At 43.7% G+C, this 16,386-nt stretch carries 7 protein-coding genes; 5 read left to right on the forward strand and 2 right to left on the reverse strand.

The features are described 5' to 3' along the window. Positions 1 to 185: 185 nt before the first annotated feature. Positions 186 to 2,153 carry a gamma-glutamyltransferase gene (gene ggt / locus SJY28_RS09305; protein ID WP_379544221.1) on the reverse strand — a complete coding sequence of 656 codons (1,968 nt, stop codon included), beginning with the start codon at positions 2,151 to 2,153 and terminating at the stop codon, positions 186 to 188. Positions 2,154 to 2,492: 339 nt separating this feature from the next. On the opposite strand from ggt, the gene SJY28_RS09310 reads away from it, so the two are divergent. Together SJY28_RS09310 and SJY28_RS09315 are read left to right on the forward strand one after the other, a co-directional pair. Continuing rightward, positions 2,493 to 4,667: a hypothetical protein gene (locus tag SJY28_RS09310; RefSeq protein ID WP_379544222.1), complete on the forward strand. Its 2,175-nt coding sequence runs from the start codon at positions 2,493 to 2,495 to the stop codon at positions 4,665 to 4,667. 56 nt (positions 4,668 to 4,723) lie between these two features. Beyond that, on the forward strand, positions 4,724 to 6,352 hold the full coding sequence (locus tag SJY28_RS09315; RefSeq protein ID WP_379544223.1) for a hypothetical protein: 1,629 nt from the start codon (positions 4,724 to 4,726) through the stop codon (positions 6,350 to 6,352). 149 nt (positions 6,353 to 6,501) lie between these two features. On the opposite strand, the gene SJY28_RS09320 is transcribed toward SJY28_RS09315, so the two are convergent. Then, positions 6,502 to 7,026 (reverse strand): Spy/CpxP family protein refolding chaperone, encoded by a 525-nt coding sequence (locus tag SJY28_RS09320; protein WP_379544224.1) that lies wholly within the window; start codon positions 7,024 to 7,026, stop codon positions 6,502 to 6,504. A gap of 300 nt (positions 7,027 to 7,326) precedes the next feature. On the opposite strand from SJY28_RS09320, the gene SJY28_RS09325 reads away from it, so the two are divergent. From SJY28_RS09325 to SJY28_RS09335, 3 genes are all read left to right on the forward strand, one after another. Then, positions 7,327 to 8,013 carry a response regulator transcription factor gene (locus SJY28_RS09325; RefSeq protein ID WP_379544225.1) on the forward strand — a complete coding sequence of 229 codons (687 nt, stop codon included), beginning with the start codon at positions 7,327 to 7,329 and terminating at the stop codon, positions 8,011 to 8,013. Positions 8,014 to 8,027: 14 nt separating this feature from the next. Beyond that, complete coding sequence (locus tag SJY28_RS09330) at positions 8,028 to 9,677, forward strand: sensor histidine kinase (RefSeq protein ID WP_379544226.1); 1,650 nt, start codon at positions 8,028 to 8,030, stop codon at positions 9,675 to 9,677. A gap of 417 nt (positions 9,678 to 10,094) precedes the next feature. After that, complete coding sequence (locus SJY28_RS09335) at positions 10,095 to 16,241, forward strand: YadA-like family protein (protein WP_379544227.1); 6,147 nt, start codon at positions 10,095 to 10,097, stop codon at positions 16,239 to 16,241. Positions 16,242 to 16,386: the final 145 nt, after the last annotated feature.

Consider the following 16,386-nt stretch of genomic DNA (forward strand, 5'->3'; position numbering starts at 1 on the left):
TGATACGTTTTAAATGGGGTCGTCAATAATAGCATTATTTGCCGCAGACAGCCACAGGTTCAAAGGGTTTAATCTGCGTAAGTTAAGTCATTAAGATGTAAAAACTCAGTTATAGACAACAGCAAAAAGCCCTCAATACAACGAGGTATAGAGGGCTATGTGATTGATAATTAAAGTCAGTTTGTTTAATAACCAACCACTGCCGCATCGACAATACGTGGATCAGACGATCCATAAACACCGTTTGGTGTGAGCATGATCGATTGCGTAGATCCCATCGCAGATTTTGGACTGACCGTATGACCCATTGATTCGAGCTTTTTCACGGTATCAATATTCAGTGCTTTTTCGACTCGAATCTCATCAGGTAACCATTGATCGTGGATACGCGGCGCATGTGTTGCCTCAGCGATATTCATATCATGGTCGATGACGTTAGATATAATTTGAGTGACAGTCGTGATGATACGACTACCACCTGGGCTACCAGTAACGATATAAGGTTTGCTGTCTTTGAATACGAGTGTCGGACTCATAGAAGACAGTGGACGCTTATTGGCTTCCACCGCATTGGCATCGCCACCAAGTAAGCCGTAGCCGTTTGGTACGCCCGGTTTGGCAGAGAAATCATCCATTTCATTATTAAGCAGAATGCCTGTACCATCCGCAACGAGACCAGTACCATAAGAGAAGTTCAACGTATAGGTGTTGGCTATCGCATTGCCATCTTTATCAACGATAGAGAAATGCGTGGTTTGATCGCTCTCGTACGGCAGAGGATTGTTTGCTTTGATAGTGGCTGCTGGCGTGGCTTTATTGGGATCAATCAACGTACGCAGTTTATCAGCATAGGCTTGTGACGTTAAGCCGCTGGCAGGTACATCGATAAAGTCAGCATCTCCCAGATACTCAGCTCGATCTGCATACGCTAACTGCATCGCTTCCGCCATTAAGTGAATAGTCTGTGCGCTGTTTTGTCCGTAGTCTTTGAGCGGATAGCCTTCTAAGATATTCAAAATCTGCACGATGTGAATACCACCAGAGGAAGGCGGCGGCATAGAAACAATCTCATAGCCACGGTAGTCGCCTTTGATAGGTTCGCGAGCGATGGCTTGATAATTGGCCAAATCTTGCAGGCTCATGCTACCGCCTGCTTCGTTGACTGCTTTGACCAATTTTTGAGCAGTTTCACCCTTATAAAACCCATCGGTACCCTGTACCGCAATCCGCTTTAAAGAACGCGCAAGCTCAGGCTGTTTTAGACGTTCACCTGGCTGATAAGCGCTGCCATCAGGCTTAAAAAACACTTTTTTAGTACTTGGCCATTTTTGCAGGCGATCGCTCAACGCCGTGAGTGACTCTGACAAGCCAGCGGTGACTTCTATACCGCCTTCAGCCAGTGCTATCGCTGGTGCCATAACTTGCTCACGGCTCATCGTACCATGCTCTTCTAGCGCTTTTAGTAGTCCTGCTACTGTTCCTGGCACGCCAACTGCCAAGCCATGATAGCGAGATAAGTCGCTAACAGCATTGCCTTTTTTATCAAGGTACATATCACGTGAGGCGCTACTCGGTGCTTTTTCACGGTAATCAAGCGCCACCGTTTTGCCTTGTTTGGCATCATAAATCATCATAAAACCGCCACCACCGATATTACCCGCACGCGGCAAGGTTACTGCTAGGGCAAAACCCACCGCAACGCCAGCATCTACCGCATTACCGCCGTCCTTTAAAATCTGTAAACCGATGTCAGAGGCAAGCGCTTCTTGGGTAGCGACCATGCCGTTCTTTGCCCAAACTGGATGGTGAATGGCGTCTTCAGAATAGATGGCTTGGTCGCTATTAGCATTATTAGCATTATTAGCATTGTTCGATGTGGTATTAAGTGTATTTGTCTTCGCTCTCGTGATGCGCTTGGTTTCAGAGAGTACCGTTGGACTATCAGCCATGATGGCCAAGTTTATGGCACTGGTATTGATTGATGTATTGTCGACCGTCGCATTACTTATTGAGGTCGTTGACTCTACAGCCTGTGCGGATATAGATAGCAGTAACGTACTGGTAATGAGCACGGCGCTAGATTTGAGTAAGGTATTAATTTTCGGTTTACGCTGCTGAGCGGTTCGATGGTGGCGAGATAATAACTGTGACATCGCAAAGTCCTTTTTACGCGAGTGGAAAGCATAGAGCTAGGAAATAGATAAGCCTAAATAGTAACGAAAATATGAAATAGTAGAAAGTTGTTTATTATCTTTTGTGGTATACGCTTTTATAGCGTTTAGCTGTATCAGCTGTATTTCAAATAAACGAAGCTAATTTTCAAGTAGATGAAGCTACTGATAAGACAGCTGTTATGCAGAGAAAATTATTTATCAATGAAGAAATTCTTTAAAAATATTCGCTAATATTACTAAATTGTAACGTCTTGTGATATAAATAACGGTACCACTGTACACTCATTATCGACTGTCTATTCATACAAAGAGATTACTATGTCATCACACCATATTAATAACCGCAATCGACAGCGCTACTCTGAGACTGCGCCTACTTTTTTATCTAGCACTGATCATAAAAACTATAATGGTAAAAATAATAACGGTCCTCTATATCCAGCCGGTAAATTGACTTCTATCGCATTGCTAGTTGGTAGTGCTTCACTTGTACTCGCAGGTTGCCAATCAACTGCAGCCAGCTCATCTTCCAATCTGTCGTCGAATAGCAGCGCCTCTAGTACCATGATGGACTTTAGTGTCGCAAACGTCGCGCAGAGCCAACGTCAGGGTCAAGCCTTTACTGCCAGTCAAGATGCTCAGACCGCGCGTTATGAGCAGCTGTTTGATCAAGAGAAGTATCCAAATACCGAAAACCAAGCCAAATCACACTTGCTTGCAGCCATTCGTCAACACTTGGCGACCGAGCATGTCGCAGTCGCTACAGCCAATTATCGCTCAGCACCATTCATTGACCCAGATAGTATCGACGCAGGATCTAGTAGCTTGCTCAGAACGATTATAGAAACCTATGTGTATCAGCCTGAGGGTATGTATGATAGTAGCGATGATGAAGCGCAAGCTGAGGCTAGAGCAGAAGCGGTAGGTGTAGAGTCGAATAAATGCAATGAAAACGAAGACGATGATGCTTATGAAGTCTGTATGGTAGAGGATATTAACTACAATTATGATGACGCAAAAAATTCGATAGAGTCCGGCTATCCTAGTGACTATGATAAGTCTAGAGCAGAAGCAGAGAGAAGAGCCATTGCTGCTATATTGGCTGAAGCAGGGGAGAATGAGCCTACGAGCAGTGATGCTAGCAGCGATAACGAGTATGCTTACGATACAGCAGATGACTATAGTAGCGCTGATCACAGTAGTGACGACTATGATAATTATGATGAATACAGTAGCGGTGCTGAAGGTATGCTCTCAGGAATGTCAGGTTTAAGTCCAAAGACAATGGCTGCAAAGTATGAAGCCATGCAAATGGCGAAACAGCAAGCTAAGACAAAGACGGTAAATCGTGGCAGCCTACCAATATCATCTACAGGTATGATTGGCAATATACTTGATATGTTCCACCGTACTCCTGAGCAAATAGCTGCATCCAATGCTTATCAGTATGAGCATTTAACATTCAATAGTGTCAGTCAATACCGTCCCAAGCAGCGCCAACTACAAAGCGTCTATAGTTACGACTACGCCACACCAACGATTAGCTCATCGATACAGATACCGTTAGCATTTGATTTTAATAACAGCAGTGTCGTAGTAGATCCATCGGCCATTATGCCGATTGTTGCACTTGTTAACCCTGAGAATACGCCATTACCAGCACAGATGACCTCGCACACGGTGAGCTTTGGTTTGCCTGAAAGTGTCACGGCACAGTTGCCACCAGCGGTGCTCTACGATGCGGTGCTCAATGCGATACAGAGCAGCATGGCTGAGCTGGCGCCTGAGCATTTTAGCGCAGTCGATATCAGTGGTGACGCGTTTGCCAAAGAAGTCGGTGCGACTCGTGCAATAAAAGTCTATTTCGGTAGTCAGCAAAGCGGTGAGGTGATTGGTAAGACCCTTAAATATGTAACGAAATCACTGCAAGAATACGTAGATGCCAATCCAGATAAATATCCTGATGGTGCCGCACTAAAGACAGCACTTGCTAAAGTGCAATTATATAATAAAGGCTATCAAAGCGCGGATGTCGGTTCGCTATTGCAGCTTATCGAAGCTATCGGTCCTATCTCGTTTAATCAAATCAACTACTATTACTTAGACAGCTCAGATCGACTGCTAGCCAAGCAGCAACGTGTCAATATCGGTAGTGATTTTATGGGGTCGACCACAACCATGCTAAACCAAGTACGTTACGATAAAGCCAGCTTTAACCGTCATGCCTTGACACCATTGCTTACAGAGTCTTTTGGTCCAGACGCTACGCCTCCTATCGATGGCAATGCATGGATAGCTACGCAGCGCGAGAAAAAAGACAGATTACAAACGGCTCGCTATGCACGCTACGACTATCAAGATAGCGGTGTCGAAGGTGCTTATAGCAGTGATGAATATGGCACTGATGAATACGGTAACGATAATGACAATGGCGCAGACGCTGTCGATGAAAGCCGAGTTGACGATGCTCAAGATGATATGAATGAAAAATAGAAGATCAAATGATCTCATCTCATTGCATTTACGCTTATATCTATTAGGGATAAAAAATGAAAACAGTACCTCACACCATTGCACAACGTCTGCCATTTAAGACTAAAAACAATCTGTTAGTCACCAGCGCATTTTTGACAGGGGCGCTGTTGTTAACAGGTTGCCAGTCTACCAGTTTGGGCCAGTCCAACGTGGCGGCTGTAAAACAAGCACCTAGCGTTGCCAAAAAAACACTAGAAACAGCCCTGCAAAAACAGCGTCGTCAGTCATTTAGCTATCATAGCAATCTTGAAATTGGCAATAACCAACAATTTACAGATGCTGATACTAATACTAATACTAATACTAATACTAATACTAATACTAATACTAGTACGGAGAAAATGGCGGCATCAGACTATGTAGATGAACATTGCGAAGAGGCACATGACCAAGCGTACGCCGCTCTAATCCTGCAAGCAGAACAGCAAAACAAAGATGTTTTAGCAGTGGATTACGATACTAAGCGTGACAGCATAAGGCAGTCGTATTTTGAGTGTGTAGATGCCTATCATGCATGGGATGACCATCAATACGATAGCGATGTAAAAGTAGCACCAGATTATCAAGCGCTATTTGATAATTATGAGGATAAACAAAGACCGTTAGATGTGAAAAAAGCACAGTTATTAGATGAGTATCTACTAAAGCCGCTTTCTATTGACTCTCAAGGAATCTATCAACCGATGGCAGGCAAGGCTACGATGCTCGCCAGCGCGCAATATCAAGCACGTAATCATCACAGCAGTATCAACCAGCCTATTTATATGGATTTTAAAAACGGTGATATTTATTTATGGGCAGATAATTTTGCAATTCTAAACTCAGAATTGTTGGACGATAAACTCGGTACAAAATGGCAAAATAAGTGGTTAAAAATAGCCATTGATGATGGTACATTGCCTAAAGAATTTGGTGGTGAAGTAATCAAAAGCCACTTTGCGGCGTTAGATGCGACTTATGACGCGGCTCCTGTCAGCCAGTTTAATTATGTTGCTCCTAACTCACTTGCTTCACTGTCTCCAAAGCTGCCCGCGCACCAGTTATCGGCTATGCTACCAAGTGATCAAATCATTCGCCGAGTACAAAGCTTTGAGGATTATCAAGCGTCGCAACAGAAATATATGCAAATTTTCTACGATCGGATCAGTGAAAAATACCCAGAGCTGGTACAAGAACCCGAACCGATGACAGCGTTTGAGTCGATTCAAAATCCAAAGGCATTCACCAGTAAGTCTGTTGTACAAAAAATACTGGCTATGATAAAAGATCAAATGCATGAGGAAGCAACGATAGGTGAGGTCGTTGCCAACACAGAAGTACAGGAACTATACGGGTTTGATAAACGTGGTCAACTCAAGTGGGAGCACTTACGTCGTCAGTTGGACAATACTAGCGAAACGAATAACAACAAAGGCGTGAGGATAGATGTGTTGCAACAGTATTCTGCTATTAGCACTAAGGACTTGGCGTTTCCTAACCTACCAAGCAATGTGCAAACGCCGAACACTAGCAATAGCATTGATTTACGAAAGTATGCTCCAGAGCTGCTGCAATATTACCAAGATGGTAATGGCATGGCAGTAGGTAAGATGGTCTTTAACATGTTGCCGATGGTCAGAGAGCGTATTGGTTCGGTTGAGTAACTGATTAGAGTATTAATGAGTAGATAGAAAGCATTATTAGTTTTTGAACAGGATAATTTTACATTAAAAAAAGCGCACCTATTAACGGCGCGCTTTTTCATTTTATACGTATACAGCTAGGTAAAATAACACTTTTCCGGAGTGGCTTATTACATACCTTGATGCTGTTTGTCATGGCCTTTACGGTCTTTTGAGTGCTTGCGACCTTTTTCTTGTCTCTCTGATTTCATTTGTTCCATCTTTGCACGTTGCTCAGCAGTCAACACTTGAGCGATAGCATGTTGTGTTTGTACACGTTCGATAAAGCGTTGCTTTTCTTTTGCCGCTCTTTGATCAGCCAGACGGTTCAGAGCAGCAGTATTCAAAGTGCTAGCATTGGTCAGTGCTTGTATTTGCTGATCCATTTGCGCGCGTTCTGCTTGATGTGCTGCACGGTCAGCAGTGCGATCGCCACGTTTGTTTTGCATGATGGCTTTGATTTGCGCTTGCTGTGTCGCTGTTAGATCCAGTTTTGACATTGGGCCTCTCATCTCACCTTTTTTCATGCCATCTTTGTGGTTCTTTTGCATTTGCGCAGTTGGCGTTGTATCAGTGGTTGCGTTAACGCTGGTGCAAGCGGTCACTGTAAATATGCTAGATGCTGCTAATACTGAGCCTAATAGTAATTTTTTCATCATAATATCCTTGATTACATTGAGTTTGATTTCATAAGTACTAAATTTTTATCTTGCAAGTACCATCTGTTGAACGTTATCGCTCGTTATGGTCAGCCATCTTAGAAATGCAATACTTGCTGTTGATAGGAGTATATTACGACAGTTAAAGGTTACGAACATTTATGAAGTATTAAGAAAGGTAACGTTTCTGGTGAATTGGCAAGTGCTTGCCTGATAATATGGTTAACTACAGTCTACCGACAATAAAAATGTCACGGCGGCAATCTTGCTGATAAATAGAAATTAAAGGAGAGAAGCATGCCAAACATCCTGATAGGCGATGACGACGAAGAGTTGACTCAGTTATTGCAAGAGTACTTGGACAATCACGGCATTCGCTGTGACTGCGTACATGATGGTGCAGCAGTCATACAACGACTCAAAGTGGTGGCACACGAAGATACGGTTTATGATTTACTCGTGCTCGATATTATGATGCCAAAACTAGATGGGTTAAGTGTGCTGCGCCAATTACCAAATATTATCGATATCCCAGTCATTATGCTGACAGCAAAAGGGGAAGAGATTGACCGTATTATTGGTCTAGAGCTTGGTGCTGATGATTATATTACCAAACCTTGTAACCCTAGAGAGCTGCTAGCGCGTATCAATGCAGTGATTAAACGTACCAATACGACCGCATCAGAGCATACTCCGTTGCCAGAGAGTCGTTTGCATCTCGATCAAAACCAACGCGCCTGTCAGATAGATGGGGTAACGCTACAAGTCACTGGTACAGAGTTTGATCTGCTCGTGGCCTTGCTCAAACAAAAGGGCGAGGTGGTCAGTAAAGCATGGCTGTCAGAGAATGTCTTGCAGCGTGAGTTACAGCCATTTGACCGTAGCCTCGATGTACACGTATCTCGCTTACGCAAAAAACTTCAGCCTTTCCATGATGAGCCAATAAAAGCGGTGCGTGGAAAAGGTTATCAACTGGTGCTGTAATGACGGACATATCGATGAAAGCTTCTGAGCAGACCTTCAAAAAAGCACCTAAGTTTAAGGTGCGCATTACTCTGTTTTGGCGTTTGTTCCTGAGCCTATTACTGACGATTCTAATTACCTCTGTACTGTCTATCGTAGTAGAACGCTGGCTAGCTGAAAAAGAGCTGACCTCTCGTATGGACGTACAAATCGATAGCCTGTTGATAAAGCGTGAAGAGATGGTCGCGTCACTACGGGCTGGTGATGTAGAGTCTGTTAGGCAGATGTATCGTCAAGACCGCCAGCTGATGAATCAAATCAGAGTCTATGATGAGCAGGGCGCTATTATATTCCCGCGTTACCGTGACAAAGACGATCGCGCGCAAGGACAGTTGCAAAGTGGTCGGCAGCTAATGGATCGTGCGATACAACCGGTGCGACCAGTGTCGCCTAGACCGCCTAGAGTAGAGAATAACGTTTATGGTGTAGAAGGCCGCAATGCTGACAATAGACTGCGTGAGCACGACAATGAGATACCAAAAGATGAGCCGTCTTTTTGGCAAAAATTCTTAAAGCCGAGAACGGCAAGTAGTGCCGCAGTAGCTGATATCGATACTCGTCCTGAACTGGCCGATATGTCTGTTGAATTACCTGATGGCCAGTCAATCATCATACAGTTGCGTCCGCACTTGCGTTTTTCAGACGTAGTAGAGATACAGCACGGTAATTTTCCAATACGTTTGCTATTGATTGTTATCTTTAGCGTATTGGTCTGCATATGGCTCAGTCGTACGCTAACCCAGCGGATTGGCCGTGTACAAAATACCGTACACCGTATGATCGATGGTAATTATCAAGCCAATCCAGAACTGTCCAAGATGGGCGATGATGAATTGGGGTTATTAGCCAAAGACGTTGCTCATCTATCGACCAGACTGGTTGACAGTGAGCTTGCACGTAAGCAAATGCTTAGTGATATCTCACATGAGCTGCGTTCGCCACTTGCTCGTCTGGATGTCGCGACTGAACTGACTCGAGACTTTGCGCCCAATGCTAACCGTTATCTAGACCGTATCGATAAAGAATCTACACGAATGAATGAGCTAATTGAGCAAATCATTCATATTCAGTCTCTACAAATGCAGCAATACACCGTTGATAATTTGGAAAGTGAGGCAGTCGACATATCCGACATCATTAGCAATATCGGAGAGGATGTCTGCTTTGAGTTTCAACATAAAGACGTACATTGGCAATGGCAACCGCCTGTAGCCTCAGCGTTAGATAGTTTGGAAGGATTTTGGACAGTTCAAGGTAATGCAGAGCAGTTGTATAGCGCGCTTGAAAATGTCATTCGCAATGCTTTTATGCACACGGCAGCGGGTTCGACAGTGATTGCGGAAATCAAAGCAATACAAATGGACAATAAGGCACCAGCTGTTCAAATTAATATAACAGACGAAGGTGGCGGTGTGGCAGACAAAGACTTAGAACGTATTTTTCATCCCTTTGTGCGGCTCGATACTGCTCGGCATCGTGATACTGGCGGCTATGGTCTTGGATTGGCTATTGTCCATGCTGTAGTCATGGCGCATAAAGGATATATCAATGCTCATAATCGGCAAGATGGTATCCAAGGGTTGGTGGTTCAAATAGTGCTACCTAGCAGACAAAAAGATAAATAATGTAGAAACAATTTATGTAACCAATATGCGCTTATCATGTATTTTTAATGTGTATAAGCGCATATTTAGTAATAGATAAAAGCTGACTCTTTTTAAAATCGACGTAATTTATTATAAATAGAAAAAAATTAAAAGTAATTATATTCGTTTATATGAATATAATAGACGAACGGTATTAAAACATGGATGAACGGTATTGTCTCTCTGTATATATTCGGTAATACTAATATATACAGAGAGTGATAAAGATTATACAAAACAGAACGTCTTATTCCTTAAAGACTACTACAACTATTATTTGAACAAGGTCTCGTTATTATAAGCTTATAACTCGTTTTATTTTGTCACATCGTCTCTCTGACATAGATCTTATCTCTGATTTTTTAAATCTGACAAGTCTGTAAGGGAGTACGCATCATGAACCGCATCTATAAAGTCATCTGGAACGAAGCCTTAAGTTGTTTTACCGCCGTTGGTGAATACGCGAAGGGACGTGGCAAATCTTCCAAATCTAGCGTTAGCTCTAACGCTACCATCAATACAACGTCTAACCTGTCCGTTATCCGTACGATACGTCTGAGCACCATAGCGCTTGGGCTACTAGCTGCTGGCTTTGGCATGCAGGCAAATGCATTGGGTACTTACTTTGCTGGAGACGACCCAACACCTAGAATACATACCAATTCATTCCTTCATCAAACACTAACGGTGCAGGGTGGAGAAACGGTCATTGGTGATCCAAATACCAAAAATATCAGCGTGACTGCCAATAGACATGATAAGTCGTTAACGATAAAGCTTGATGAAAATATCGACTTAGGGACTGATGGCAGTCTCAAAACGGGTGATACTTTAGTTGACAATTCAGGTATTAAGATTACAGCCATAAATCCAGCCAATAGTGTCACTTTGAGCAGTAGTGGTCTAAACAATGGTAATAATAAAATCATTAATGTAGCCGATGGCGACGTTATGGTAGGGAGCAAAGATGCAGTTAATGGCTCGCAGCTTCATAGCTTAGCCAGTACGGTTGCGGCTAACAAAACCAAGTACTACAGTGTAAACAGCAGCGCCACAGGGTTGTTAACTAACGAAAACAATGATGGTGCAACAGGCTACAATGCGATGGCTATGGGTGGCAATGCCAGTGCATCTGGTAGCCAAACGATAGCCATTGGTAGTGGCGAGAGTGGTCAGCACACGACTGCATCAGGAGAACAATCCATCGCTATTGGTGCAAATGTTGTCTCAAAAGGTAGCTCTTCTATTGCCATCGGTGGTGACGATTTGAATGCTGCATCCGAAGCAAACACCGATGGCACAGCTAATGTTGGCCAAAACAGTGGTAGTGTTAATACGGTGTTTAGATCTTACACTGGTCGAGATCTTGTTGAACCAACACAGTATGATAGGAATACTGAAGCTGCAGGTGCAGCCTCCATAGCTATTGGCTCAAAGGCGCTATCTACAGGAGATTTATCTACCGCTATTGGTGTACAGTCCAGCACGGCAGGTATTGCTGCTTCCGCATTCGGTATTGGGGCATCAGCAAGTAAGGATGGTTCTGTCTCTCTAGGTGCCGGCGCTCAGTCTAATACTCAAGATGGCGTGGCGCTAGGATCACAATCTGTAGCTAACGTTGCAGGTGGTGCACTTGGGTTTGCTCCATCAAGTGCTAGTGTCATAGATAAAGCAGCTATTACAGCAACTAATAGTACAGGTCTTGGTGCAGTTTCTGTTGGTAGCTCTACTAATGGTACTCGCCAAATTGTAAATGTCGCAGCAGGTACTCAAAACAGTGATGCAGTAAACGTATCTCAATTAAAAGCGTTAGATACTATCGTTGCTGGCATTGATTTCCCTATTCGCTCTGGCAGTGCACAGCCATACACCACGTCAGTAACAGGTACTGACGCTCTTGCCGTTGGCTCGAATGCCAATGCAAAAGGTAATAATGCAACCGCTGTTGGAGAGAGCGCATTTGCAAACGCAAATGCAACCGTTATCGGTGAAGGTGCGCGATCTTCGTTCAATGGCTTTGCTGGTGGTCAGGAGGCCAAAGCGGGTGTTAATTCAGTGGCGATAGGTCAAAGAGCCACAAACGGAACCGCAAGTCGTGCGGTTGCGATAGGCTATGAAGCAAAAGCAACTGCCCAAGACACTATTGCACTTGGTCTTGATGCACGAGCTGAAGCGTTAGGTAGTATTGCACTAGGTAAAGGTTCTAGAGCAAATGCTCTAAACAGTGTCGCTTTAGGTCAAAACTCTATTGCAGCTGTACAAAGCGGTGCATCTTTCTTAACCAATGTTGCGGCTGATGCCAATAACGGCACCGTCTCAGTAGGCGCTGTTGCAAGCGAACGTCGTATCGTTAACGTTGCAGGTGGTTCAGCAGATACGGATGCAGTGAACGTATCTCAGCTAAAAGTGGTTACAGAAACAGCCAATAGAGGCTGGGATATCAGCGCACAAGGTGATAGTGCTACCGCAAGCACTGTAGGACCTAGCGACTCAGTTGACTTCAATAGTAAAAACAGAAATATCACTGTTTCTAAAGACACTACTAGTAATGATGTCTCGTTCGAACTCAACAATAACTTAGACCTAGGTAATAACGGTAGTGTGAGAATGGGTTCGAGCTTTCCATTCGGTTTAGGTGATACAACGACACTCGATCGTTCTGGTCTTAAAACAGGTAACTCATACCTTAGTACTACCGTTGATGGTTTAGGTGTTAAAACGGGGAATAGGTTTGTTAACACAAATGTTAGTAGTTTAGGCGTCGCTGTATCAACGCCATTTTCTAAAACTCTTCTATCTAGTAATGGTCTCAATATTATTGGTGGTCCAAGCGTAACAAAATCTGGTGGTATCAATGCTGCCAACAAAAAGATTATCAATGTTGATAACGGTGAAGACCCAAATGACGCTGTCAATGTCAGTCAACTAAGTAGCTCGTCTGCCGCTGCCAGAACCAAAGTCTTAAAGGGAACCAATGTTTCTAGTGTTGATTTCTCAATCGACAGTGACACAGGACAAGATATTTATACTGTTAATGCTAATGGTGCTAAAACCTCAGCAGGATCTGCAGCTGTCACAGTTACTGCAGGTGAAAAAGACTTAGCGACTAACACGACCGATTATGCCGTTGACTTAAGTGCCGATAGTAAAGCCAGTTTGGTAAAAGCGGACAGTGCCATGCAGACTATTATTGCCCAAATAGATGGCGTTAATGTCAAAACGCTCAATAAAACGGATAATACGGCTAACTTCCTAACGGGAGATAACATTGTTCTTAGTGCTGAGGATGGCGGTATTAAAATTGCTACAAAAGAGGATGTCACTTTTACTAGTGCCAGCTTTGCTAATAGTACAGTTCGTTTGAGTAGTGAAGGTCTTGATAATGGCGGCAACAGAATCGTAAATGTAGATGATGGTGATGCGCCTATGGACGCTGTCAACGTCAGGCAGCTAAACGTCGTGACAGAAACTGCTAATAGAGGTTGGGATGTTAGTGCACAAGGTGATAGTGCTACCGCAAGTACTGTAGGACCTGGTGACTCAGTTGACTTCAACAGTAAAAATAGCAACATCACTGTTTCCAAAGACACCACCAGCAATGACGTCTCATTTGAACTTAGCAACAACTTGGATTTAGGAAATAACGGTAGTGTAGAAATGGGTTCGAGCTCTCCATTCGGTCTTGGTGATACAACGACACTTGATCGTTCTGGTCTGACAACAGGCAATTCATACTTTAGTACAACTGTAGATGGTTCGGGTGTTAGAACAGGTAATAGCGTAGTTAATACAACCGTTAGTAGTTTGGGTGTTGCAGTATCAAACCCATTCTCTACTACCGTATTAACTGGTAATGGCCTCAATATTTTTGGTGGTCCAAGCGTGACGACAGCTGGAGTCAATGCAGGTAATAAAAGAATTGTTAATGTTGATGACGGTGAAGACCCAAATGACGCTGTCAATGTCAGTCAGCTTAACAGTGCCTCCGCTGCCGCTAAAACAGAGGTCGCCGCAGGTACTAATATTGCGGGTGTTGTGAAGTCTACAGGTGGTAACGGTCAAGATGTCTATACTGTTAATGCAGATGGTGTGACTGCTTCAGCAGGGTCTACAGCTGTCACAGTTACTGCAAGTGATAAAGATGAGGTGACCCATACAACCGATTATGCCGTTGACTTAAGTGAAACTAGCAAGGCCAGCTTGGTAAAAGCGGACAGTGCCATGCAGGCCATCGTTGCTCAAATAGATGGCGCTGACGTTAAAACGCTCAATCAAACTGACAATACTGCTAACTTCCTAACAGGAGACAACATCGTTCTTAGTGCTGAGGATGGCGGTATCAAAATTGCGACAGCAGAGGATGTCACTTTCACTAGTGTCAACTTCGCTGATAGTACAGTTCGTTTGAGTAGTGAAGGTCTTGATAATGGTGGTAATAGGATTATCAATGTAGATGATGGTCAGGGAGATACAGATGCCGTCAATGTTAGACAATTAAATGCAACCAACAATACAGTGGACCTAGGACTGAACTTCACAGGAGATGATACAACCGTTGTCGTCAATCGCAAGCTGGGTCAAACGTTGACACTTCAAGGAGGCGCGACAGAGTTAACTGAGAACAATATCGGTGTGCTCGCTGATGAAGAGGGCAATCTAAATGTTAGATTGGCTGAAGATGTCATGCTTGGTAAAAACGGTAGCGTGAGAATGGAAAGCACGGTGCTTAACAATGCAGGCGTCACCATCACTGATGGTCCTAATCAGACCATTACGTTAAGCAACGAAGGTCTTGATAATGGTAATAATAGAATTATCAAAGTTGATAAGGGAATTGCCCCAACCGATGCCGTAAACTTTGCACAGCTCACTATGACTAATAACGAAATTGCCAAAGGTATCAAAATTGGTGACGGCAATACTGCCAATGATCAGCAATTTTCGCTAGGCGATACCATCAATGTCACAGGAGATAACAATCTGACTACTGTCGCTTCTGCGACTGGCGTCCAAGTGAAACTGAATAATCAGTTAGACCTCGGAGATGATGGCAGTATACAGATAGGCAATAGCATCATGAGTGATGCAGGCTTTACCTTCGTTGGTAATGGCCTGAATAGAATGGTCTCGCAGGTCTCATTGAGTAGCCGTGGTCTAGATAATGGAGGCAACACCATTCGCAACGTTGGGGAAGGTGTGCTAAACACGGATGCTGTCAATGTTGGGCAGTTAAAAGATGTCGCCATTGCCTTGGATCAAGGTTGGGGCATCACCGCTCAAGGTGATATCGCTACGATGGTAAAACAAGGAGATGCCGTCGACCTCAGTAGTAAAGACGGTAATATCAAGGTATCTAGGAAATCAGTGAGTGATGTGGCTGCTTTCGATAGTAGTCCATCATTGCAAGCTGCAGCCATCCCTACCAATGCTAATGACATTAGCTTTGATTTGAACCCAGATATTACTTTGAATAGCGTAACCACTGGTGGTACGGTTATGAATGACGATGGACTGGCCATTGCAGGTGGCCCAAGCATCACGAGAAGTGGTATTGATGCCGCTAATACCAAAATTACCAACGTTCAAAATGGCGAAGTTTCGGCGACAAGTCAGGACGCCATAAATGGTGGTCAGCTTTATGCCCAAGGCACTGGTATCAGCAGTATTATCGGTGGTGACACTGTTTACAATGCCAAAGATGGTACTTTTACCAACAGCGACATTGGTGGAACGGGTGAAAGCAATATCGATGGTGCGATTGCTTCTATCAGACAAGGCACGATTGAAATTAGTGAAAATGTGCAAATTAACACAGAGAGCATTACCACTAATACAACCAATATCGCGACCAATACGACAAATATTGCTACGAATACCAGCAATATCACGACCAATACCACGAATATCGAAACCAATACGGACAAGCTAAATGCTGGACTCAATTTTGGCGCAGACAGTGGCGCCAATATCAACAAACCAATTGGCGATGATAGTGTCCTAAGCTTCACTGGTGGCAATAACATCACCACCACAGCAGATGGCAGTAGTATTAAGTTTGATCTAAACGGTAATATCAGCGTTGATAGTGTCACAGTTGGGACAACGGTTATCAATAGTGAGGGCATTAGTATGCAAGATGGGCCAAGTATGACGTCTCAAGGTCTATATGCTGGTAACCAACGTATGACTGGTGTCGCCGATGGGGTCGAAGCAACAGACGCCGTCAATTATAGTCAGCTTAGCGCGCTTGATAGTCGACTCAATAACAATATGAGCGATCTTGGCTATAAAATCGATGAAGTAGAAGACGATGCAAATGCAGGTATCTCAGCTGCAATGGCTATGTCGGCAATGCCTCAGGCCTATATCGCAGGTAAGTCATTGATAGGTGGCGGTGTCGGTACCTATAATGGAGAGAGCGCTGTAGCAATTGGTTTCTCTAAGTTATCTAATGACGGTCGCTGGGTCATCAAGGTAAATGGTACGGCAGATACTCAAGGCAACGTAGGCGGTGCAGTGGGTGCAGGCTTCCATTTTGACTAACAAAGCCTTTCAATTATAGTTATCGATAGATTATAAAAAAGCAAGACATTGGATGTCTTGCTTTTTTACGGCTTAAAGATAAACAATCAAGATAATAAAGCTATCGATACACAAGAATAAGCGCTTGTAAATTGTATCTCACAAG

The sequence above is a fragment of the Psychrobacter sp. R86515 genome, from assembly GCF_042466315.1.
In the GTDB taxonomy this organism is placed as follows: domain Bacteria; phylum Pseudomonadota; class Gammaproteobacteria; order Pseudomonadales; family Moraxellaceae; genus Psychrobacter.

Excerpts from the sequence above, each read along its gene's own strand:
- SJY28_RS09310 (WP_379544222.1), top strand. The coding sequence starts at position 2,493 with ATGTCATCACACCATATTAATAACCGCAATCGACAGCGCTACTCTGAG.
- SJY28_RS09330 (WP_379544226.1), top strand. The coding sequence starts at position 8,028 with ATGAAAGCTTCTGAGCAGACCTTCAAAAAAGCACCTAAGTTTAAGGTG.
- ggt (WP_379544221.1), bottom strand. The coding sequence starts at position 2,153 with ATGTCACAGTTATTATCTCGCCACCATCGAACCGCTCAGCAGCGTAAA.
- SJY28_RS09335 (WP_379544227.1), top strand. The coding sequence starts at position 10,095 with ATGAACCGCATCTATAAAGTCATCTGGAACGAAGCCTTAAGTTGTTTT.
- SJY28_RS09320 (WP_379544224.1), bottom strand. The coding sequence starts at position 7,026 with ATGAAAAAATTACTATTAGGCTCAGTATTAGCAGCATCTAGCATATTT.
- SJY28_RS09315 (WP_379544223.1), top strand. The coding sequence starts at position 4,724 with ATGAAAACAGTACCTCACACCATTGCACAACGTCTGCCATTTAAGACT.
- SJY28_RS09325 (WP_379544225.1), top strand. The coding sequence starts at position 7,327 with ATGCCAAACATCCTGATAGGCGATGACGACGAAGAGTTGACTCAGTTA.